At 38.4% G+C, this 21556-nt stretch carries 17 protein-coding genes, 1 pseudogene, 2 riboswitches and 1 other annotated feature; of the genes and pseudogenes, 3 read left to right on the top strand and 15 right to left on the bottom strand.

Annotation, left to right across the window (positions count from 1 at the left end; translation table 11 throughout):
• Positions 1-13: 13 nt before the first annotated feature.
• The 4 genes from BKP57_RS10770 to BKP57_RS10755 form a co-directional block, all read right to left on the bottom strand.
• Positions 14-664, bottom strand: coding sequence for a methionine ABC transporter permease (locus BKP57_RS10770; RefSeq protein ID WP_050350567.1), 651 nt, complete (start codon positions 662-664; stop codon positions 14-16).
• Entirely contained in the window at positions 654-1685 is a 1032-nt protein-coding gene (locus BKP57_RS10765) for a methionine ABC transporter ATP-binding protein (RefSeq protein ID WP_050350568.1), read from the bottom strand. The genes BKP57_RS10770 and BKP57_RS10765 overlap by 11 nt, the downstream gene beginning before the upstream one ends.
• 178 nt (positions 1686-1863) lie before the next feature.
• Positions 1864-1968: riboswitch (SAM riboswitch) on the bottom strand.
• Positions 1969-2551: 583 nt separating this feature from the next.
• Positions 2552-2657: riboswitch (SAM riboswitch) on the bottom strand.
• 225 nt (positions 2658-2882) lie between these two features.
• Entirely contained in the window at positions 2883-3197 is a 315-nt protein-coding gene (locus BKP57_RS10760; RefSeq protein WP_050350569.1) for a DMT family transporter, read from the bottom strand.
• 1 nt (position 3198) lies between these two features.
• Entirely contained in the window at positions 3199-3549 is a 351-nt protein-coding gene (locus tag BKP57_RS10755; RefSeq protein ID WP_050350570.1) for a DMT family transporter, read from the bottom strand.
• Between the two features lie 419 nt (positions 3550-3968).
• Here BKP57_RS10755 and BKP57_RS23430 point away from each other — a divergent pair.
• Positions 3969-4100: pseudogene (locus BKP57_RS23430) on the top strand (amphi-Trp domain-containing protein); the annotation flags it as partial.
• 38 nt (positions 4101-4138) lie between these two features.
• Entirely contained in the window at positions 4139-4237 is a 99-nt protein-coding gene (locus BKP57_RS23425) for a hypothetical protein (RefSeq protein ID WP_399478975.1), read from the top strand.
• Between the two features lie 248 nt (positions 4238-4485).
• Here the strand turns inward: BKP57_RS23425 and serS are convergent, their stop codons facing one another.
• The 5 genes from serS to guaB all read right to left on the bottom strand — a co-directional run bounded on the left by serS (position 4486) and on the right by guaB (position 11144).
• On the bottom strand, positions 4486-5760 hold the full coding sequence (gene serS, locus BKP57_RS10745) for a serine--tRNA ligase (protein WP_050350572.1): 1275 nt from the start codon (positions 5758-5760) through the stop codon (positions 4486-4488).
• Between the two features lie 102 nt (positions 5761-5862).
• Positions 5863-6088: a binding site (T-box leader), on the bottom strand.
• A 65-nt stretch (positions 6089-6153) separates the two neighbouring features.
• The gene (gene pdxT, locus BKP57_RS10740; RefSeq protein ID WP_050350573.1) at positions 6154-6729 is read right to left on the bottom strand and encodes a pyridoxal 5'-phosphate synthase glutaminase subunit PdxT; all 576 of its coding nucleotides are present in this window, start codon (positions 6727-6729) and stop codon (positions 6154-6156) included.
• 18 nt (positions 6730-6747) lie between these two features.
• Complete coding sequence (gene pdxS, locus BKP57_RS10735) at positions 6748-7632, bottom strand: pyridoxal 5'-phosphate synthase lyase subunit PdxS (protein ID WP_072741520.1); 885 nt, start codon at positions 7630-7632, stop codon at positions 6748-6750.
• A gap of 37 nt (positions 7633-7669) precedes the next feature.
• On the bottom strand, positions 7670-9001 hold the full coding sequence (locus tag BKP57_RS10730) for a serine hydrolase (protein WP_050350574.1): 1332 nt from the start codon (positions 8999-9001) through the stop codon (positions 7670-7672).
• A 673-nt stretch (positions 9002-9674) separates the two neighbouring features.
• Positions 9675-11144, bottom strand: a complete 1470-nt coding sequence (guaB, locus tag BKP57_RS10725; RefSeq protein ID WP_050350575.1) for an IMP dehydrogenase — start codon at positions 11142-11144, stop codon at positions 9675-9677.
• Between the two features lie 226 nt (positions 11145-11370).
• On the opposite strand from guaB, the gene BKP57_RS10720 reads away from it, so the two are divergent.
• Complete coding sequence (locus BKP57_RS10720) at positions 11371-12318, top strand: YaaC family protein (RefSeq protein ID WP_072741519.1); 948 nt, start codon at positions 11371-11373, stop codon at positions 12316-12318.
• Between the two features lie 424 nt (positions 12319-12742).
• Here BKP57_RS10720 and BKP57_RS10715 read toward each other — a convergent pair whose 3' ends face one another.
• The 6 genes from BKP57_RS10715 to yaaA all read right to left on the bottom strand — a co-directional run bounded on the left by BKP57_RS10715 (position 12743) and on the right by yaaA (position 20567).
• A complete protein-coding gene (locus BKP57_RS10715) occupies positions 12743-13810 on the bottom strand; it encodes an HD-GYP domain-containing protein (protein ID WP_072741518.1) in 1068 nt (355 codons plus the stop codon).
• Between the two features lie 348 nt (positions 13811-14158).
• Positions 14159-16663 (bottom strand): DNA gyrase subunit A, encoded by a 2505-nt coding sequence (gene gyrA / locus BKP57_RS10710; RefSeq protein ID WP_050350578.1) that lies wholly within the window; start codon positions 16661-16663, stop codon positions 14159-14161.
• Between the two features lie 123 nt (positions 16664-16786).
• Positions 16787-18712, bottom strand: a complete 1926-nt coding sequence (gene gyrB, locus BKP57_RS10705) for a DNA topoisomerase (ATP-hydrolyzing) subunit B (RefSeq protein WP_050350579.1) — start codon at positions 18710-18712, stop codon at positions 16787-16789.
• 16 nt (positions 18713-18728) lie between these two features.
• On the bottom strand, positions 18729-19028 hold the full coding sequence (remB, locus tag BKP57_RS10700) for an extracellular matrix regulator RemB (protein WP_050350580.1): 300 nt from the start codon (positions 19026-19028) through the stop codon (positions 18729-18731).
• Between the two features lie 16 nt (positions 19029-19044).
• Positions 19045-20157 (bottom strand): DNA replication/repair protein RecF, encoded by a 1113-nt coding sequence (recF, locus tag BKP57_RS10695; protein ID WP_050350581.1) that lies wholly within the window; start codon positions 20155-20157, stop codon positions 19045-19047.
• Positions 20158-20339: 182 nt separating this feature from the next.
• Positions 20340-20567 (bottom strand): S4 domain-containing protein YaaA, encoded by a 228-nt coding sequence (gene yaaA / locus BKP57_RS10690; RefSeq protein WP_072741517.1) that lies wholly within the window; start codon positions 20565-20567, stop codon positions 20340-20342.
• Positions 20568-21556 lie beyond the last annotated feature (989 nt).

Genomic DNA, 21556 nt, shown 5'->3' with positions numbered 1-21556 from the left:
CAACTCCTTTTGTTTATCTTCTTCTCACTCGTTTGGAAAGATAATTTCCGATTGATTGTAATCCTTGCACCATTATGATAAGAATGCCTACAGTAAGGAACATAACAACCGTGTCAAATCGCTGGTAGCCATATGTAATCGCTAAATCGCCGAGACCTCCACCACCGACTGCTCCAGCCATTGCCGATGCGCCTACTAAACCAATGGTTGCTATCGTAATTCCTAGTAGCAAAGAACTTAATGCTTCTGGCAGAAGAAAACGTATCATAATCTGCCATGGTGTAGCTCCCATTGCCTGTGCTGCTTCCATAACTCCCGGATCAACTTCAAGCAATGAATTTTCAATTAATCGCGCAATATAAGGACCAGCAAATAGAATCATTGGTACAATTGCTGCCGCTGTCCCGATGGATGTTCCGACAACAAGTCTTGTAAATGGGATGACAGCAACCATCAAAATAATAAATGGAATGGAACGAAAGATATTAATCCCTGCATTCAAGATGGTGAAAACAACTTTGTTTTCCCATAAATGACCTTTTCTCGTTACTACTAATAAAACACCTAATACAAGCCCGATAAGAAATGAAAATAGCAATGACACACCGACCATGACAATTGTTTCCCAAAGCGCCTGTACTATTTGTTGCTGGTCAACTAACATTTGCCAACACTTCCTTTACCGTAATCTTTTGTTGATGAATATACATCATAGCCCGCTTTATTTCTTTCTCATCCCCTGAAAATTGAACAATTAAATTGCCTAAAGGAACACCTTGTAATTCTGTTATATTGCCAAATAAAATATTGACGTCCACTGCATACGTTTTAGCGATTTGCGATAATAAAGGTTTCCCAGCGCTATTTCCGACAAATACAATCCGATAGATATGTCTGCCTGCTGTCTGATTGTTAAGCAATGAATAGACTGAATCAGGTATCGTATCATGCATTACCGAACGGACAAACTTAGCAGTTACTGCTGTTTTCGGTTTAGAAAACACATCAAACACACTTCCTGCTTCCACGATTTTTCCTTTGTCTAAGACAGCAACTTTATCGCAAATCTCTCGAATCGCATTCATTTCATGGGTAATCATCAAAATCGTTACTCCATATTCTTGATTCACTTGCTTCAACAACTGTAAAATAGCTTTTGTTGTTTCTGGATCAAGTGCTGATGTCGCCTCATCGCATAAAAGTACTTTTGGCTTCGTTGCTAAGGCACGCGCAATTCCAACCCGTTGTTTTTGTCCTCCCGACAGTTGCTCTGGATAACTATTTGCTTTATCTTCTAAACCAACAAAAGTGAGTAAATCCATGACACGTTTCTTTACTTCCTCCTTCGCCACTTTTGCTACCAATAGGGGCATCGCGACATTTGTATACACCGTTTTAGAATTTAAAAGATTAAAATGCTGAAAAATCATCCCAATATCTCGCTTAGCTTCGCGCAATTCTTTAGCGGAAAGACTTAATAAGTCGTTTCCATCAACCATCACTTTACCAGAAGTAGGTCGCTCTAATAGATTCACACAACGAATAAGGGAGCTTTTTCCTGCACCACTAAATCCGATAACACCGTAGATTTCTCCTTTTTCCACCTGTAAATCGACGTCATCTAGCGCTTTGACTGGCCGATCTTTTCCTTCATACACTTTTGTTACATGATCAAATGTAATCATCAAGCAATTCCCCCATACTTATTTTTAGAATTGTTTTACTTAAAAATTTGTTCCATGTGAAACAATGCTTTAGAACCTTACTCCACCTAGCTTAGATCGCATCTACTCATACATTTCATTTTATCGCCATAAAAAATACCCCTTTCGAAAGAAGAGGTTTTATTATATGAGTATCCTCTTCTTATCTTTCAAACAACATGTTTGCTGGATTTGGCACAGTACTATATATTAGTCCGCTGCCGAGGCTTCTAAGGGCCAGTCCCTCCACCTCTCTGGATAAGAAGTATTCAATTGTAAAAGTATAGCTTAACCACATGTTAAAGCTTTTTTTAATGGATAAGAATATTAACATGCTACACGCGTTAAGTTCCGTGTCACTCTAATGGTTCAAGGTCATAAATTTATATAACTCTTTTCCTATATTATCGAACAAAGGCTCGGGGCGCCCGTTTAGCAACGTAGCGAATGGAACGAATCAACTAAAGATAAAGGAATCATGCCACTAACAGGGGGTATGCCGACGTGTGGGCGGCAAGCCCGTTTTTAGACGGCCTTCCTCTTAGCGACGATGATGACTTATCGTAGGGCGGCCTAGTCGCTGGGTGATGGAGCCGGACGTGGCTATCCAGTTATTTTTTTATCCCCAAGCATCTAATTTTATACTTTTGTATGAAAAAAACGCTATTTACCATTATATAACTTATTTATCTTAGGTAGTATTTCAGAATCTAAACATTATAAAGCAAAAGTTTTTTCATGATAGATGGTGGCTCGCGCTCTAGGTGAGCCATGCTGGTTTCTTATCTTATAAAAAAAGAAATCCCTCCTTATGTGATTAAGAAGGGATTTCCAATCTATGGATCCTCTTCTTATTTTTCAAGCTTACCTGCTTGTTGGATTTGGCACAGTACTATCAATAGTCCGCTGCCGAGGCTTCTAAGGGCCAATTCCCTCCACCTCTCTGAATAAGAAGTAATATTATATTTACTTTTCAGGATATTGTTTTATATCATACTACGGTTTCCTTTACCTGTCAAATAGTTTTTTAAATAGACATGTGTCAGATTTTTCACGACACTGTTATAACCCTCAATATTTCCACTTTAGATTCTTTCCAGTAGTTACAATTCTTCATATATAGCTGTACGAATTTACAATCAAAACAGCTTTACTTATACACAATCTTCTTTGCTTCACTTATTCAATCGCTTTTAAACCTACCGCCCCCGCAATGATAAAACTTAGAAATAACATACGTTTCCACCCTGCCGACTCTTTAAAAAAGAGGATGCCCATTAAGACAGCACCAGCTGCCCCTAATCCTGTCCAAATGGCATATGCCGTTCCTAGTGGAATTTCCTTCATTGCTAATGACAAAAAATAAAATCCGAATCCAAAAGTGATAACAACAGCAAATAGTCGCCCAATGCTTTTTTTCTGATTATAAAAATTTATGCTCATGACACCAAAAATTTCTCCAAGGCTTGCAATAATAAGATACACCCATGCCAAATTAATCTCCTCCGTCTGAAGGGGTTTTAAACTTTTCTTGTTTCTCGTCTGTCGTTATTTTAATCCCCACTACTCCAATAATAATTAAGCCGATAAAAATTAGTTTTGTAATCGAAAAATCTGCTCCAAAAACAATAAAGTCAATCAATACAATAGCAGCAGCTCCAGAACCTGTAAAAACAGCATAGACAGTGCCAGAAGGTAATTTTTCGCATGCTTTAATCACAAAGTAGAAGCTGAAAATAATCATTATGATCGTACCAATCCATTCCCAAAATGTTTGCGAATATCTTAAACCAATCACCCAAAACACTTCAACAATAGCAGCGAAGAGAACATATAACCATGCCATTTGATAATACTCATCCTCCTTCACGTATATTTTACCACAGGAAGAAAAACATCCTTAATAGGGGCGGATAACTGGTTCAATGTTTGATAAAAAGAAGGTATTATTATCGCCGAATGACTACTATGGGCACAAAATATCGAAATCGACGAAAGGCTGTTTCAAAACGCATTCTAAATAAAAGTTAAGTCTATTACTATAAACTATGATTGTTAGAATAAATAAAGCTATAACTTTCAACGTAATTAAGAGTTGGAATATGTTAAGTTTTCAAAAGAGTACCGGTAAACGACGCAGTAATGTACTATTTTAGTATAGAGCCTACTTTTTGAACAATCTCTATAAAAACTCGAATTTAAGAGGGTTTTGCACTTTTTTGTAGAAGAATACTATATATAAAGCAAAAAGGAGGGGGTGTCGTCATGGCTAATAGAAACAGAACGAACGTGCTGGTGAAGTATAAGAAAAAAATGGAAAGAGACCAGGCAGCAGTGATGCTCCAAACCATTGCGACAAAATTAAAAGAAGAAGGTTCTTTTACGCTTCACCAAGGTGAACAGTACAAATCGTACAGCCAGCAGAATCTGTCACAGTGGAAATCGAACTCGAAGAAAGAAATGGAAAATATGAATTTGAATTTGAACTGGAATGGCATGAAGGAGCAGAAAAAGCCCCATTAAAAATAGAATAATGTTCGTAGTCGTTATGCAATCAAAATAACTTTATCCGCGGATGAAACGCTGATTAAGCCTAAACTTTTTGCATCCGCGGATATTTGCTGTTATCTTTCAAGCTTTTTGTTTCCCTTGTTGAAATAAGGTGCTTTAGCTGTTTTTGCACCTGTCGTTTATGAAATGAGTTGCGACTTTTCTCTTCTACTTATCATTTGGTTGACACACAAAAGATTCGACAAACCATATGGATAATGGTTGACTTCGCTTATTGAATGACTTCTTTCCCACCCATATAAGGATGTAATGCAGTTGGAATAACAATCGTTCCATCCTCTTGCTGATAATTTTCTAAAATAGCGGCAACTGTACGGCCAACGGCTAAACCAGATCCATTTAACGTATGGACAAATTCCGGTTTTGCTTTTGGTTCTCTACGGAAACGAATATTGGCACGTCTTGCCTGGAAGTCTTCAAAATTAGAGCAAGAAGAAATCTCACGATACGTATGCTGACTCGGAATCCAGACTTCAATATCATATTTCTTGGCTGCTGTGAAACCTAAATCCCCTGTACACATACTCATCACACGATATGGAAGCTCTAATAATTGTAATATCTTCTCTGCGTGATTCGTTAACTTTTCTAATGTTTCATACGATTCTTCAGGTTTTACAAAATGGACAAGCTCGACTTTATTAAATTGATGCTGACGGATAAGACCTCTTGTATCTCTTCCCGCAGATCCTGCCTCAGAACGAAAGCAGCTACTAAAGGCAGCGAATTTTTTCGGTAAATCATCTACCTTTAAAATATCATCACGATAATAATTCGTTACTGGTACTTCTGCAGTCGGAGCTAAATAATAATCCCATTCTTCTAGCTTAAATGCATCTTCAGCAAATTTAGGTAGTTGCCCTGTTCCTGTCATACTAGTACGGTTCACAATTTGTGGAGGTAGCATTTCTTCATAGCCATGTTCATCGACATGTACATCCATCATCAGATTCCATAATGCACGCTCTAACCTTGCACCAAGTCCCTTATAAAATACGAACCGGCTTCCAGTTACTTTTCCTGCCCGTTCAAAATCAACAATATCCAAATCTGTTGCTATATCCCAATGAGGCTTTGGCTCATAGGTAAATGCCGCCTTCTCTCCCCAAGTTCGAACCTCTATATTATCCTCTTCATCTTCCCCAACTGGGACACTTTCATGAGGAATATTAGGGATGGATAGCATGATTTGCTCCAGCTGTTCATTAATTTGTTTTAATTCACTATCTAAAACAGCAATTTTATCGCCTACTTCACGCATTTCCTTAATGGCTGGCTCTGCGTCTTTCTTCTCTCGCTTCAACACAGAAATCTGCTTCGATACTTCGTTTCGCTTTGCCTTTAATTGTTCTGTTTCTGAAATCAGCTGACGACGTTTTTCATCCAATTCACCAAAGTGATCCAGTTCTGATAAATCCTCACCACGATGTTGTAACTTTTGCTTTACTTCTTGAAAATGATGACGTAAAAATTTCATATCCAGCATATTTACTGCCTCCTTATATGAATTAAAAATGAATTTTTCTTTATATTACGTTTATAAACGTGATACGTAGCTTACCAACACAAAAAACTCCCGTCCCATTAGATTAGGGACGAGAGCTTTACCCGCGTTGCCACCCTGATTGAAGAACACATCACTGCACTCTTCCAGCTTATCGTGATAACGGCACGTAACCGGGTTTATTTACTCTATCAAAGTGTTCGATAAACCAGTTCAAGGATGGATTCATAGCTGTTTTACATCGATTTCCACCAACCACCGACTCTCTACTGAAAAACAAACTACTACTATTTCCTGTCAATACTGTTTATGTCTTCTTATTATCTTCTATCATAGCTGATTTTTTATACGTACGCAACCGGCATAAACAAATTATTATTTGGCTTGAGCTACCATATCCATAAAATAGGAAATTAACCGATGGTCATCCGTTAATTCTGGGTGAAAGGCTGTAGCTATAAATGGTCCTTGACGAACAGCGACAATATGTTCTTTATACGCAGCAAGAATTTCCACGTCGTCCCCTACTTCCACCACATATGGAGCACGAATAAACACTGCACGGAAGTCGTCCGCAATACCAGCCACGTTGATTTCTGCCTCAAAACTTGCCACTTGACGTCCAAATGCATTCCGGGCAACTGTCATATCAATGAGACCAAGATGCGCTTTTGCTTGTCCCTGAATCAATTTGGCCATGATAATCATTCCAGCACATGTGCCAAAGATTGGTTTACCTTGACGTGCAAAATCTTGAATGGCCGTGAAAAAACCATAGCTATCCATTAACCGTCTAATGGTCGTGCTTTCACCACCTGGCAAAATTAAACCATCTATTTCCGCTAACTGTTCTTTTCTTTTTATCTCTATTGCCTGAGCATCACATGCTCGAATAGATCGAATATGCTCGCGAACTGCTCCTTGCAATGCCAGTACACCAATCGTTGTCATAAGAAAATTCCTTCTTTCTTACTCGCTGCGATCTTGCATCCGATCATGAGCCTCAATCGTTCCCATATCAAGACCCTTCATCGCCTCTCCAAGATCTTTGGATAATTCTGCGATTAATTTATAATCTTGATAATGTGTTGTTGCTTCAACAATGGCTTTTGCAAATTTAGCTGGGTTTGCTGATTTAAATATACCAGAGCCTACGAATACACCATCAGCTCCTAATTCCATCATAAGTGCTGCATCACTGGGAGTAGCAATACCTCCTGCTGCAAAGTTAACAACAGGTAGTCGGCCTTCTTCACGAATCTCGAGCAATAATTCAAATGGCGCACCGATTTCCTTTGCATATGTCATGACCTCATCACGAGACATTGCTGTCAACATACGAATTTCCGATTGTACCTGACGCATATGGCGTACAGCTTCTACAATGTTCCCAGTACCAGGTTCTCCCTTAGTTCTTAGCATAGAAGCGCCTTCTCCTATACGACGGGCAGCTTCACCAAGATTTCGGCATCCACAAACAAACGGAACTGTAAAATCTGATTTATTAATATGATAAATATCATCAGCAGGGGTTAAGACTTCACTTTCATCAATATAGTCCACACCCATTGCTTCTAGCACGCGAGCTTCCGTAATGTGCCCAATCCGTGCCTTTGCCATTACTGGAATGGATACTGCTCCAAGTACTTCCTCTGTAATAGTCGGATCTGCCATTCGAGCGACCCCACCGGCTGCCCGAATATCGGAAGGCACACGTTCAAGCGCCATAACGGCTACTGCTCCTGCTTCCTCAGCAATTTTTGCCTGCTCTGCATTGACAACATCCATAATGACGCCGCCCTTTTGCATTTCTGCCATGCCGCGTTTTACACGATCTGTTCCTATATTTGACAAAGCTATCTCCCCCTAATCTTATTCTCATCGCGTGTTCTTAGAATAAACCTTTAATCCAGTCTACCACTGTATGGAATAGATCAGCAAAGAAATCACCTATTGCACTCATTGTTAACATAAACCAATTGGATTTCTCTACAGCGCTATCGGTTACGATATCTACTGTGCTATTACTATCTTTGGTGATATATCCATAGTCATTTTCACCTTTATAAGTAATTTGCGCCGTGCCGATTTTTTCACCTTTTTTAACAGGAGCGGTTAATTCACCATCTTTATTCAATTTGTCTTTATCAATCGTATATTCTATTTCATATGAATCTTTCTCATCTGGTTTAATCGGTAAAGTTACAGATTCTGCGATTGATATACGCACATCATCTTTTTTTCCTTTTGCTACTGGAAGAGTGGCTTTATCTTCCAGTTGATATCCAGCAGGGAAAATTTCCGTGTCTTCAAATTTTTGAAAACCATAATCTAATAATCTAGCAGTTTGTTCAAAGCGCTTTGGTTCACTTTCTGTTTTCATCACAACAGATATTAAGCGACGATCTCCCTTTTTGGCAGTTCCTGTAAAAGTATACCCTGCTAAATCTGTATAACCTGTTTTTAAACCATCTACGCCTTCGTAATAGAACTTCTTAAAATTAGCCTTGTCATGCGGCAGCATCCAATTTATATTACGAAGCTCCTGTCCATCAAATTCCACAGTCGGCTTGCTTGAAATTTCCAACGCCTTTGGATAATCATGAATAAGATGGTAGGCTAGTAAAGCAGCGGATTTTGCAGAAAGGTAATTTACACCATTTGGGTCTGTCCCTTTTGGATGATTGTCTCCTAACGATTTATTTTCAATTCCAGTTGAATTGACAAATTCAAAATCCTTGAGTCCCATCTCTTCGCCCTTTTTATTCATTAATTTGACGAATTCTCCTTCTGAACCTGCAATAAGCTCAGCAAGAGCAATGGAAGCTGCATTATCCGAGTAAATCGCCATAGCATGATAGAGATCTTTTACTTTATACTCCTTCGCTTGCTTTAATCCAATTCCGGAGAAATTTGAATCTGCCGAAATGCTGTATGGGTAGTCGCTAATTTGTGTTGTTGTATCCCAGCTGATTTGACCTTTTTCAACAGCTTCCCATACTAAATACTCTGTCATCATTTTGGTCATACTAGCTGGAGGAAACAATTTATCTGCATTTTTAGCAAATAGAATTTTCCCTGTATTTGCATCTACCAAGATAGCAGATTCTGCTTCAAGATCTACTTCTGCAGCTTGGATTGATAATGGCTGTACTGCTATGGAAAACGCCATTACAACAACTGCCAGAAAAATGAAGAAACTCTTTTGAATAACATGTTTCAATTTCTTGTACCCCCAACTGTAGTTTAACCTTTTTTTCTATAAGTGGCTGTCCAAAAAGTTTGCTGCCGATATCGTTGACAGTATTAGTTATGTACAGCGATTCTACTATCAACAGTAACCTTGCTAGATCCTTTACCCAACATATCGGTCTTTCTTTTTTGAACAAACACACGAAGAATAGCGTACACATTTTTTCGTGCACTTAGATATTTTACCACATTAAAAGATAAAAAAATAGATGGGGATGTATCCCACATCTATTTTTTTGTTGCTATCTTCATACAGATTGTTCAAAAAATGTACGAACAATGGCACATCAACGTTTCTAGTTGGCTTGTTTTTCCGTTCCTTGGAAATAGATTACCCCTTTTCCTGCATGAGAATGGGTTTTCAAGGATACCTATACTAGTGCTCATGTATCTGCTGTATTCTACTAAAATCGACCACGTCTTGTGCAATTATAGAAATCAATACATCATTGTACAAGCGCACTACTCGAAACTTCACCGCCGTGAACTCAAGGTGCACAAGATGGGTTAGTATAGGCGCCTGAACAGGATACGAAAAGCTATAACAGCAATACACCGCACACAGAAAAAGTGTTTTTCTGTTTCATGGACGCTTGAGACCTTAGCCGAACTTGATATTTTTTACCTCGTTTTTGCACACGCACTTATACAATATAATTTGGTGCTTCTTTGGTAATGTGTACATCATGTGGATGACTTTCCCTTAAACCGGCATTTGTAATTCGAACAAATTGTGCATCCTGGCGTAATTTTTCAATAGTCGGCGTACCGCAATACCCCATTCCAGAACGAAGACCACCGACTAATTGATGGATGGTATCTGCTAACGGTCCTTTATAAGCTACTCGACCCTCAATTCCCTCAGGGACGAGCTTTTTAACTTCTGAATCCTCTTGGAAATAACGATCCTTAGAGCCTGCTTTCATCGCACCTACAGATCCCATTCCACGATAGACCTTGTATTGTCTACCCTGGAAAATTTCTGTTTCTCCAGGGCTTTCGGTAACCCCTGCAAACATACTTCCAAGCATAACAGCATGTGCTCCTGCTGCTAAAGCTTTTACAATGTCACCTGAGTATTTAATGCCTCCATCTGCAATAACAGGTACACCATATGCTGCTGCAGCTTTTGCACAATCATAAACGGCAGTAATTTGTGGAACACCGACACCTGCTACAACTCTTGTCGTACAAATCGACCCTGGACCAATTCCTACTTTAATAATGGATGCTCCAGCTTCAATTAAGGCTTCTGTTGCTGCCGCTGTTGCCACATTTCCAGCAATAATATCCAAATCTGGATACATTTTTCTTACTGCTTTCACTTGTTCAATCACCCCACTAGAATGCCCATGGGCGGTGTCAATCACAATTACGTCTACACCTGCTTCAACAAGCTTTTCAATCCGTTTCATTGCGTCTCCAGTAACACCTACTGCAGCTCCTGCTAATAACCTTCCTTGTACATCCTTTGCAGCATTAGGAAATTCAATTACTTTTTCAATATCTTTAATAGTAATAAGGCCTTTTAATATGCCGTTACCATCTACTAGTGGAAGCTTTTCAATCTTATATTGTTGCAGAATTTTTTCCGCTTCCTCTAAAGTGGTACCAACTGGAGCAGTCACAAGCTGTTCACTTGTCATAACATCGGAAATAGCTATTGAATAATCTTGGATAAAACGGAGATCACGATTCGTTAAAATACCTACCAACTTCTGTTCTTCAACATTATTTACAATTGGCACTCCAGAGATGCGAAATTTCCCCATCAGATGTTCTGCGTCATATACTTGATGTTCTGGGGTCAAAAAGAATGGATTTGTAATAACGCCGCTTTCAGAACGTTTCACGCGATCCACCTGTTCAGCCTGTTCTTCAATGGACATATTTTTATGAATGATCCCGATACCGCCTTGACGAGCCATCGCAATGGCTAAGCTTGCCTCTGTCACCGTGTCCATTCCTGCGCTCATTAGTGGTGTGTGCAATTTGATTTTATCCGTTAGTTTTGTGCTTACGTCCACATCCTTTGGTAATACTTCGGACTTGGCAGGCACCAATAACACATCATCAAATGTTATACCTTCTTTAGCAAACTTATCTTCACGCATCCGTTATCCTCCTTTTTTAGATTTAAAATTGTAACCTGTTTCCTGTGCATAACTATATGTGAAGCTAGAAGAAAAATACATGTATGGTAAATCCGTACTTACACAAACTAAAGTAAAGCTATTTTTATATACAATACGCCAATAGAGTGGCTTTTTCAACCCGATTTTAATGGAAATAAAAAGTAAATGGATTCAAAATTTTTGCATAGTTATGAGGTTGTTTCATATGAGTATAGAGGAGATTTTTTTAAGATATTTACAATCACAGCAGACCGCCCAATCCTATTTGCACCATTGCTATGTGCAACACAATGTGGCAGATGCGGAAATGAAGAGTTATGAAAATTGTAATGCCTTTCTCTATTACATGGATCACGGGAACCGTTTTTATAAGCAAGGGGGGCAGTCTGAACCATTCATGCAACCTATTCTATATTTTTATGGAATGGTTCATCTCATTAAGGCTTGCTTATTGACAAGACGACCTGAATACCCAGAATCCACCAACCTGCTGGCTCATGGCGTGACAGCAAGGAAAAAGAAGAAAAAGAATTACCGTTTTCTGCATGATGAAGTAAAAATACAGCATAATGGGCTATTCCCATATTTTTCAGAGCACTTATACCATCAACGTATTCCTTTTGAAAAACGCAGCATGCAAGGGTTGCTGGCACTTATTCCAGAAATGCAAGCTCTTTTTCAATTGGATTACCACCCACATTTAGTTGCGGTAGGAAGTCTTTCATCGCCGCTGTTTGAATTTCCAATCAGTCTGTTGGATAACTACCATCTAACGGAAACTGCTTTTATTCGGCGCATTCGGACTTATTTGCCGCCGATTAAATATATAGACTCAGATCAGCAAATGATTCGAATGGAGGTAGAGCATCCTATTACGGAACCGCATGGTCCTTTTTTTATGCATCAGCAAACAAAACAATTATTTTTCCCTATCAATCGGGAAGACTATTTACCGATTCATGAAGTGATGGTTCACTATTTGGTGCTTTACAATTTAAGTATGCTTTGTCGTTATGAAACAGAATGGTGGGGCGATCTCTTTGTCAATAAACCGGATATCGATTTTCCATATATTAAGCAATTTTTACAAGTAACGGCTTATAAAATTCCTTATTTATTGACAGCTGAATTATATAAGCAAAAGCATAGTTAATTCATTTATCCCGCATGTAACTGCGGTTGGAAGATAATGATGCTAGTAATTTCAAAAGTGAATGGTGTAGTCATTTTGTTCCGGAAATAGATGTATACGCCTGCGGGAGGAAAGGCATCGGCGAGACCAAGCAGCGCGTTCGCATGATGAAGCTCAAAAGCGCCCGACGTAACGACGCATATTTCCAGAAGCGGGTTAAATGTATCATCTATCATTTCTATAATAGTTTGGATTTTACTTTAATAAAAATGCTTTTGTCTCCGTTTCTTTCCTACTACGTGGTGAACCTTAGTGGAAAGCGTGAAATTCGACTGTAAGTGAAATGTCCAAATTGGTTTAGAAACTTTTAGGTCATACCCTTACAATACTAACAATCCGTAGGGGGATGAAGAACGCTCCATATTTGAAGTTTCTCCTTATTCAATTACAATAATTCTTCAATAAACAGCTGTGGATGATTGTCTAAAGCAATAATCTGCTTATTTTCATCCAGACGAACCATGGGACGCGTCGGTTTATGGTGATCGGTAAATACGATTTCTGCTAATTTTTGATTGGATAGCCTTACCCTTGTTCCAATGGAAAAATGAGTCATGATTTGGATAAATGATTGAATGGTTTCTGGATCAAGTTTGCTGAATTGTTCTTTTTGCAGTACTTCTATCACTTGAAATGGGGATTGCTTTTGCTGGTACCATCGTTCGCTTGTCATTGCATGATACGTGTCACAAACAGCAATAATACGTGCATAACGATTGATTTTTCCTTCTGTTAACCCTAATGGATAACCACTACCATCAAGTCGTTCATGATGCTGTATAATAGCCTGCTTTATTTCTGATTTCAAAATTGGTAGGTTTTTTGTTAATCGGTAGGAGTACGTTGGATGCTTTTTTATTTCTTCCATTTCTGCTTCACTTAACGTTGATTTATTATGAATTATTTCTGGAGAAATACGAGCCATTCCACAATCACTTAACAAAGCTCCTAGGCCTATTTGCAGCCATTCTCCTTTTGGATAGCCTGATTTATATGCTACATACGCTGCTAAAATAGCCATCGCTATATGGTGATGATATAAATAATCTTCTTTTTTAGCATATTGATGTAACTTAAATACAAACTTATTAACTTCTTCCATTTTTTCTAATATTGGTAAAAATAAAGCCCGTACCTCTGTAATATCAACCCCGGCTCCGTTCTGCCATTTAACAAACATTTTTTTATATTGGTGCACAATATAATGATAATGCCTTTCAAAAGAAGTGGCAGGTTGTGCTGATTGTTCTGTTTTCTTATTATCATTACGCCATGCTTCACCACTAGCCTTTTTCGGAGAAACATCTACTGTTTCAATTAAAAATTTATGCAGGACCGTAATGTGTTCCTCCGTAATCACTGTATTTTTAGGAATTAATGGACGTTGTGATTTTCCCTTTACATCCCGAAGCAAGACACAACCTGGTGACAATTCATTGGATTTCACCCACACGTGGAATTCCCCCTCCCAAATGAGTAAAGTTCATGTATCTTTATAATACATGTATCGCGTATGTAACTGGCAGTAGGTCCTGCCTTTCTATTCTGTGATGTGAATCCCTGATGGAGAAGCGTGTAATCTAACTGCATGTCCAATGTCTAATTCGATTTAGAGACCTTTAAGGATCATACCATTCTCGATAATAACAATCCCTAAGATGAATAAAGCCCCACTAACTGTTAAATGTAATCGCTTTTACAATAATTAAATGAAAGGAACATGCATGAACGGAGGGCAACCGAGCCCTCCAATTGCAATTTATTTACACATCATACATGGTTAGTGAGCCGCATCAACATTTTATTCATTACTACTTTCTGGCTCTTCTGATGCTTCTTCTTCATGATCTGTAATTTCCTGTTCCTCTTCGTCCTCATCTGGATCAATTCGAGCAACCGTTGCTACTTCCTCCTCATCATGCAAACGAATTAGCCGAACCCCCATCGTATTTCTACCTGTTACCGATATACTTTCTACAGGAATACGAATGAGCACACCAGCAACCGTAATTAACATCAAATCTTCTTCTCCAGACACTGCCTTTACTGCTACGACATGTCCCGTTTTTTCGGTTAAATTACAAGTAAAAATTCCTTTTCCGCCACGATTCGTAATTCGATATTCTGATTCTGGTGTCTGCTTACCAAAACCTTTATTAGTTACATGGAGAATTTTTGCATCCTCTTGTAGAATTTCCATAGAAACAACTTCGTCATCTTTTCGTAACGAAATTCCTTTTACCCCGGCTGCATTTCTTCCCATAGGACGGACCTGCTTCTCAGGAAAACGAATAAGGTAACCGTTTTTCGTTGCAATCATAATATCCTTTGTTCCATCCGTTAAGCGAACCGATATAAGCTCATCTTCGTCACGAAGACCTACTGCTATTAGCCCGCCTTTGCGGATGTTCGCAAATTGCGCTAAGGACGTACGTTTCGAAATACCATGCTTCGTTGTAAAGAATAGAAACTGATCATCCCGATAGTCATTAACAGAAATGACCGCATTGACCCATTCACCTTTTTCAACTTGCAAAAGATTAATAATTGGTATCCCTTTCGCCGTTCGACTAAATTCAGGAATCTCATAACCTTTCGCTTTGTATACTTTTCCTTTATTGGTAAAGAATAAAATCGTATCATGTGTAGAAGTGGAAACGAGATGTTCAACAAAATCATCCTCGTTCGTTCCCATTCCTTGTATCCCGCGACCACCGCGTTTTTGCGTACGATACGTGGAGGAAGGAAGACGTTTAATATAACCTTGATGGGTTAACGTAATGACAATATTTTCTTCTGGGATTAAATCCTCATCCTCAAAGAAATCACTGCCGCCAATTACTATTTCGCTACGTCGATCATCATTAAAACGTTCTTTAATTTCGGTAAGCTCCTCACGGATGATTTCTAATACTTTTTCTTCATCTGCAAGAATCGCTTTTAATTCTTCAATTAGTTTCTTTAATTCCTTATATTCATCTTCAATTTTTTCCCGTTCCAAGCCAGTTAAACGTTGCAAACGCATATCCAAAATAGCTTGCGCCTGCTTCTCAGATAAATCAAAACGCTCCATTAATCCGTTACGAGCAACATCTGCTGTCTTGGAGTTACGAATAAGTTTTATAACTTCGTCTAAATGATCTAACGCAATACGCAACCCTTCCAAAATATGAGCACGAGCTTCTGCTTTACGTAATTCAAATGCTGTTCTGCGTTTAATAATCACTTTTTGATGTTCTAAATAATGTTCAAGACATTGTTTTATGTTTAGCACTTTTGGACGTCCACCTACAAGTGCCAACATATTAATACCAAACGTTGTTTGCAATGCTGTATGCTTGTATAAATTATTTAATACAACATTCGCATTGGCATCACGTCTAAGCTCGATAACTACTCTTAATCCTTCACGGTCTGATTCATCACGCAAATCCGTAATTCCATCAATCCGTTTATCTCGAACAAGCTCGGCAATTTTTTCGATTAATTTCGCTTTGTTTACTTGATATGGTAATTCTGTAGCAATAATCCTTGGTTTACCATTTGCTGTTTCATCAATCGTAACTTTTGCCCGAATGGTGATCGAGCCTTTACCTGTTTCATACGCTTTGCGAATACCACTGCGGCCAAGAATCTGTCCCGCTGTTGGAAAGTCAGGACCATGAATATAGTCTTCCATCAGTTCATCAATGGTTATATCAGGATCTTTACTTAATGCGAGTACAGCATTTATCGTTTCCCCTAAATTATGTGGCGGGATATTCGTTGCCATACCTACTGCAATACCAGAAGCACCGTTCACTAATAAATTTGGAAAACGCGCGGGGAAAACAACTGGTTCTCGTTCCGAGCCGTCATAGTTATCGGTATAATCAATCGTATCTTTATTAATATCTCGTAGTAATTCCATGGATATTTTTGACATTCTTGCTTCTGTATAACGCATGGCTGCTGCTGAATCACCATCAACTGAACCAAAATTCCCGTGTCCATCTACTAGCATATTCCGATAGCTGAAATCCTGAGCCATCCGCACCATTGCTTCGTAAACAGCCGAGTCACCATGTGGATGATATTTACCAATTACCTCTCCGACAATACGTGCTGATTTTTTATACGCTTTATCTGCATGCATTCCTAAATCATTCATTGCATATAATATTCTTCGATGTACAGGCTTTAATCCATCACGGACGTCAGGCAATGCACGAGAAACAATAACACTCATTGCATAATCCAGAAACGATGTACGCATCTCTTGTCCGAGATTAATTTCCTGTACTTTTGGACGTTGTTGATCCGCCATTTTACGACTACCTCCATTTACTCATCTATCCAAGCAGAAATTCATTTATCATTGAGTTCCGATCCATTTTATCTAGACAATCATTGGTCTATAAAAAGGATATTTGGTTTATAAATTGCTAGCCTATATATCAAGGTTTTTCACATACTGTGCATTTTCTTGAATAAAGTTTCGTCTCGGCTCTACTTTATCTCCCATTAGCACATCAAAGATTTGATCAGCATCGATGGCATCAGACAATTCAACTTGCAGTAATGTGCGTGTATCGGGACTCATTGTCGTTTCCCAAAGCTGCGTTGCATTCATTTCCCCAAGCCCTTTATAACGCTGTAATCCAGGCTTAGGAGTCTTTGGCAATTCCGCTAATATTTGCTCCATTTCTTTGTCATTGTATGCATAACGAACAGCTTTTCCTTGTTGAATTTTATAAAGCGGCGGCTGTGCAATATATATATAACCATGCTCAATTAAAGGTCGCATATAACGATAGAAGAAAGTAAGTAGTAATGTGCGAATATGTGCTCCATCCACGTCAGCATCTGTCATCAAGACAATTTTATGATAACGCGCCTTGGAGATGTCAAAGTCTTCGCCAATGCCTGTCCCTAGAGCTGTAATAATCGAGCGTACTTCATTGTTGGATAGAATTCTATCTAAACGGGCTTTCTCCACATTCAAAATTTTTCCCCTTAGTGGTAAAATAGCCTGAAAATGGCGATCTCGCCCTTGCTTCGCTGAACCACCAGCTGAGTCACCCTCAACGATGTACAGTTCACTAATAGATGCATCCTTAGATGAACAATCTGCTAATTTACCAGGTAAATTGGAGACTTCTAAAGCACCTTTTCTGCGTGTTAATTCTCGAGCTTTTTTAGCTGCATCACGGGCTCGTGATGCCATTAACCCTTTTTCTACGATTATTTTAGCTACGGTTGGATTTTCAAAGAGAAACTTTGAAAATAGCTCACTAAAAATAGAGTCAGTTACAGTTCGAACTTCACTATTGCCTAATTTTGTTTTCGTTTGACCTTCAAACTGAGGATTCGGATGCTTTATCGAAACAATCGCCGTCAATCCTTCACGGACATCCTCACCAGACAGATTTGGATCCGTTTCTTTAAATAAATTATTTTTTCTCGCGTAATCATTTATGACACGTGTTAATCCTGTTTTAAATCCAGATTCATGCGTACCACCTTCGTACGTATGAATATTATTGGCAAAGGAATATAAATTGCTCATAAAGCCGTCGTTATACTGGATCGCTACTTCTACAGAGATACCTTGCTCTTCGCCTTCCGCATAGAAAGGTTCATGCAATACTTCTTTTGTTTGATTAATAAATTCTACATAAGAACAAATACCACCCTCATAACAATAGCTGACGGGTTCTGTTTCATTACGCTTATCTTCAATGGTAATGGTAAGTCCTTTATTTAAAAATGCTAGCTCACGTAACCGCTGTGTTAATGTATCAAAATTATACTCTGTTGTTTCATCAAAAATAGTTGGATCTGGTGTAAAATGCACGACCGTACCGGTAATATCTGTTTCACCAATGACTTTAATTTCCCCTTGTGGGACACCTTTCTCAAACCTTAAGAAATAAATTTTATTGTCGCGATGAACAGAGACTTCTAAGCTTGAGGAAAGCGCGTTTACAACAGAAGCACCAACACCATGAAGTCCTCCAGAAACCTTATAACCACCTCCGCCAAATTTTCCTCCCGCGTGAAGTACAGTCATAATAACTTCTAAAGCTGGTCTACCTGTTTTTTTCTGAATATCAACAGGGATGCCACGTCCGTTATCTTTTACCGTAATGCTATTGTCTTTTTCAATAGTCACTTCAATATGATCACAATAACCGGCTAAAGCTTCATCGATACTATTATCCACGATCTCCCATACAAGATGGTGCAACCCCTTTTCACTTGTAGAACCAATGTACATTCCAGGTCGTTTTCGCACAGCTTCCAAACCCTCTAAAACTTGTATTTGGTCTGCATCGTACGCCTGTTCCTTCATGACTTTATCTTCCATTGACATGTTTTCACTTCCATTTCTATACTTCTTCCGATTCCAATTCCTTTATATCGTCTGAAAAATCATCAAGCTTACTGATCGTTGAAATCATACTGGCTCTTTTTTTCAGCGTGGATACAGACAAAGAGCTGTAATAAATTTGATCTTTCGTTATCATGATGGACTTTGCTTCTTCTAGTGGACCTTTTATTTTATTATCTGCATAAGCTGCTGACATGAATTCCTCCATAATCGTCGATGATGAAATTAAGTGATAATCAATAATGGCAATAACATCATTGGAATGTATAACATGATCATTCCCAATATGAATAAACATGACGATACCCCCGTATTTATGTTTCTACCTTTCCATCTTTCACACGAAAAATAGTAGCTTGATTCAATGTTTCATGCTGGATACCATCAACACTCGTTGTTGATACGAAGGTTTGCACCTTCCCATGAATCGTTTGTAACAAATGCGATTGACGATAATCATCTAATTCACTTAATACATCATCAAGCAGTAAAACCGGATATTCGCCAACTTCGTTATAAATCAATTCAATTTCCGCCAATTTAACGGATAAAGCAGTTGTGCGCTGTTGCCCTTGTGATCCATAAATTTGCACATCTTTATCATTCACATAAAACAGCAGATCATCGCGGTGTGGACCAATTAGAGTAGTTCCACGATCGATCTCTTTCTCTTCAATATCAATAAATTTCCGACTATATATATCTGCTATTTTTCCCTTCTTTGCTTCTTCTGATACTTCTATTGTTGGAGAATAGGCAATATCCAAGGTTTCTAAATTTCGACTTATGCCATAATGAATCGGCTGAGCCCATTTTCTTAGTAAATTCAAAAAAACAAACCGCCTTTCTAATAAAGTTGCGGCATGTTCAATAAGTTGATCTGTTAAAACGTGCAATATCGTTCGATCCTGGTTAGATTGTCGTTGCAACTGCTTTAATACATGGTTTCGTTGTTTAAGAATCTTTTGATATTGTCCTAAGTGATAGATATAACGTGGTTGAATTTGACCTAACTCCATATCCATAAATCGACGGCGAATTTGTGGTGCTCCTTTGACAAGGGTCAAATCCTCTGGAGCAAACATCACTACATTAAAGGCTCCTATATAATCGCTTAACCTTTTTTGCTCTATTCGATTTAACTTTGCTTTTTTTCCCTTTGCTGAAATAACAATTTCTAGCGGAAATGATTGATTTCGTTTTGAGACTCTACCTTCTATTTTAGCATATTCTTCTTCCCATTTAACTAGTTCCTTTTCCCTGGGAGTGCGGTGGGATTTTGTAAATGCTAATAGGTAGATCGCCTCCATCAAGTTCGTTTTTCCTTGCGCATTTTCGCCTATGATTACATTGATTGTATGATCAAATGTAATATCCAGACTTTCATAATTACGATAATTTTTTAATTGGAGTTGTTGTATATGCATGTTTCATCCTCTTTTAATACAGGGAATAATTCATCTAGCGGGTATTTCAAAGTCTCACACGATTAAGAACTCTCTCTATTTTCATGAAAGGATCAAAAGCTTGTGTGTACCAATTTTGGAGAGAAGACAGCGTTTATTTTTTGCATTGGCATGCTAGCTGAAGAAGGCTGGTTTCTATACTTTTATCCTTCTTTTGCTTGTTCGACTTGAAAACAACCAACTTCATCAATTTCCACCATGTCGCCATTATATAATTTCCTTCCGCGGCGATGTTCACGCTCTCCATTTACAAGTACACCAACATCTTGTAAATAGGTTTTCACCATACCGCCGGATTCTAAAATATTAATTAGTTTTATAAATTGACCCAATTGGATATATTCTGTTTGGATCGTTATTTTTTCACACATCTATATCACTCGTTTTCATTTTTTTAAAGGGGTTTCCATTTTGTTATATAAATTACTAGTCTACCCCTTTTATCCGGCATATAAAGTGCTGGAAGACGCCCACTTCAGAAGTTGAATAATTGTACTGCAACAGGTTTAAGTGGGGGATAACAGCACCTAAATGCTTGATTCGTTCATCTAATTTAATTGAAAAGCAATGACGTTCAATCACTCATATTCCTATTTTACTAAAGATTTGCCTATAAGGAAAGGCATCCTACTTCTTTTTTGAAATAAACACTGTATTGAGCCTTAAATACGTTTTTAGAAGCTGTTTTTGCATATCCTTTCGTACGGTTATTTTTAAAAAAGTTTTTTCCGGTTTTTCTACAATCATTCAGTTCAGCCTATTGTCACTCCACTACCCGCATTTCTTCGGTAATTTTTTTGCACTATAGGAAAGTATAAGATTTCTTTGTTTATAGTATAAGAAAAACAAAGGCTTCCGCCATAAGACTTGGCGACAAGCCAAGTTTTTCTAAAAAGATAAGAAAGTATAAAATTTGTTGCTTTGGGATAAGGGAATAACTGAATAGCCACGTCCGGCTTCAGCGCCCAGCAACGATGCGACTTTAGAAATGCGCCCTACGATAAGTCATCATCGGTTCGTTACCTCACCGTGATTCCTTTATCTTTAGTTGATTCGTTCCATTCGCTACGTTGCTAAACGGGCACCCTGCGCCTTTGTTCTAAATAAGAATAATGGGATATAAAAACTCCCCCTTAGTTAAAACAGATTTTTATTTTTTAATCTGTCACCTTAAGGGGGCATATCCTTATAAAAAATTCCATCATCGCTATGTAAAAATACTTCGCTTTCCGCAGGTACGGTCTCAGATATCTCAGAAAGCAAAATCATTTTCTGAGTTATATTCCGCTTTTCCTATCGAATTCTACATATTTTGCCTATGCTAAAAACTTGCGTATACGCAATTGCCGATGTTATCGCA

It is taken from the genome of Virgibacillus sp. 6R (assembly GCF_001895305.1).
In the GTDB taxonomy this organism is placed as follows: domain Bacteria; phylum Bacillota; class Bacilli; order Bacillales; family Amphibacillaceae; genus Virgibacillus; species Virgibacillus pantothenticus.
This window is presented reverse-complemented; position numbering and strand designations above follow the sequence as displayed.

Excerpts from the sequence above, each read along its gene's own strand:
- pdxT (WP_050350573.1), bottom strand. The coding sequence starts at position 6,729 with ATGACAACGATTGGTGTACTGGCATTGCAAGGAGCAGTTCGCGAGCAT.
- yaaA (WP_072741517.1), bottom strand. The coding sequence starts at position 20,567 with ATGTGTGAAAAAATAACGATCCAAACAGAATATATCCAATTGGGTCAA.
- serS (WP_050350572.1), bottom strand. The coding sequence starts at position 5,760 with ATGCTGGATATGAAATTTTTACGTCATCATTTTCAAGAAGTAAAGCAA.
- BKP57_RS10755 (WP_050350570.1), bottom strand. The coding sequence starts at position 3,549 with ATGGCATGGTTATATGTTCTCTTCGCTGCTATTGTTGAAGTGTTTTGG.
- remB (WP_050350580.1), bottom strand. The coding sequence starts at position 19,028 with ATGTTTATTCATATTGGGAATGATCATGTTATACATTCCAATGATGTT.
- BKP57_RS10720 (WP_072741519.1), top strand. The coding sequence starts at position 11,371 with ATGAGTATAGAGGAGATTTTTTTAAGATATTTACAATCACAGCAGACC.
- BKP57_RS10770 (WP_050350567.1), bottom strand. The coding sequence starts at position 664 with ATGTTAGTTGACCAGCAACAAATAGTACAGGCGCTTTGGGAAACAATT.
- guaB (WP_050350575.1), bottom strand. The coding sequence starts at position 11,144 with ATGCGTGAAGATAAGTTTGCTAAAGAAGGTATAACATTTGATGATGTG.
- BKP57_RS10765 (WP_050350568.1), bottom strand. The coding sequence starts at position 1,685 with ATGATTACATTTGATCATGTAACAAAAGTGTATGAAGGAAAAGATCGG.
- gyrA (WP_050350578.1), bottom strand. The coding sequence starts at position 16,663 with ATGGCGGATCAACAACGTCCAAAAGTACAGGAAATTAATCTCGGACAA.
- recF (WP_050350581.1), bottom strand. The coding sequence starts at position 20,157 with ATGCATATACAACAACTCCAATTAAAAAATTATCGTAATTATGAAAGT.
- gyrB (WP_050350579.1), bottom strand. The coding sequence starts at position 18,712 with ATGTCAATGGAAGATAAAGTCATGAAGGAACAGGCGTACGATGCAGAC.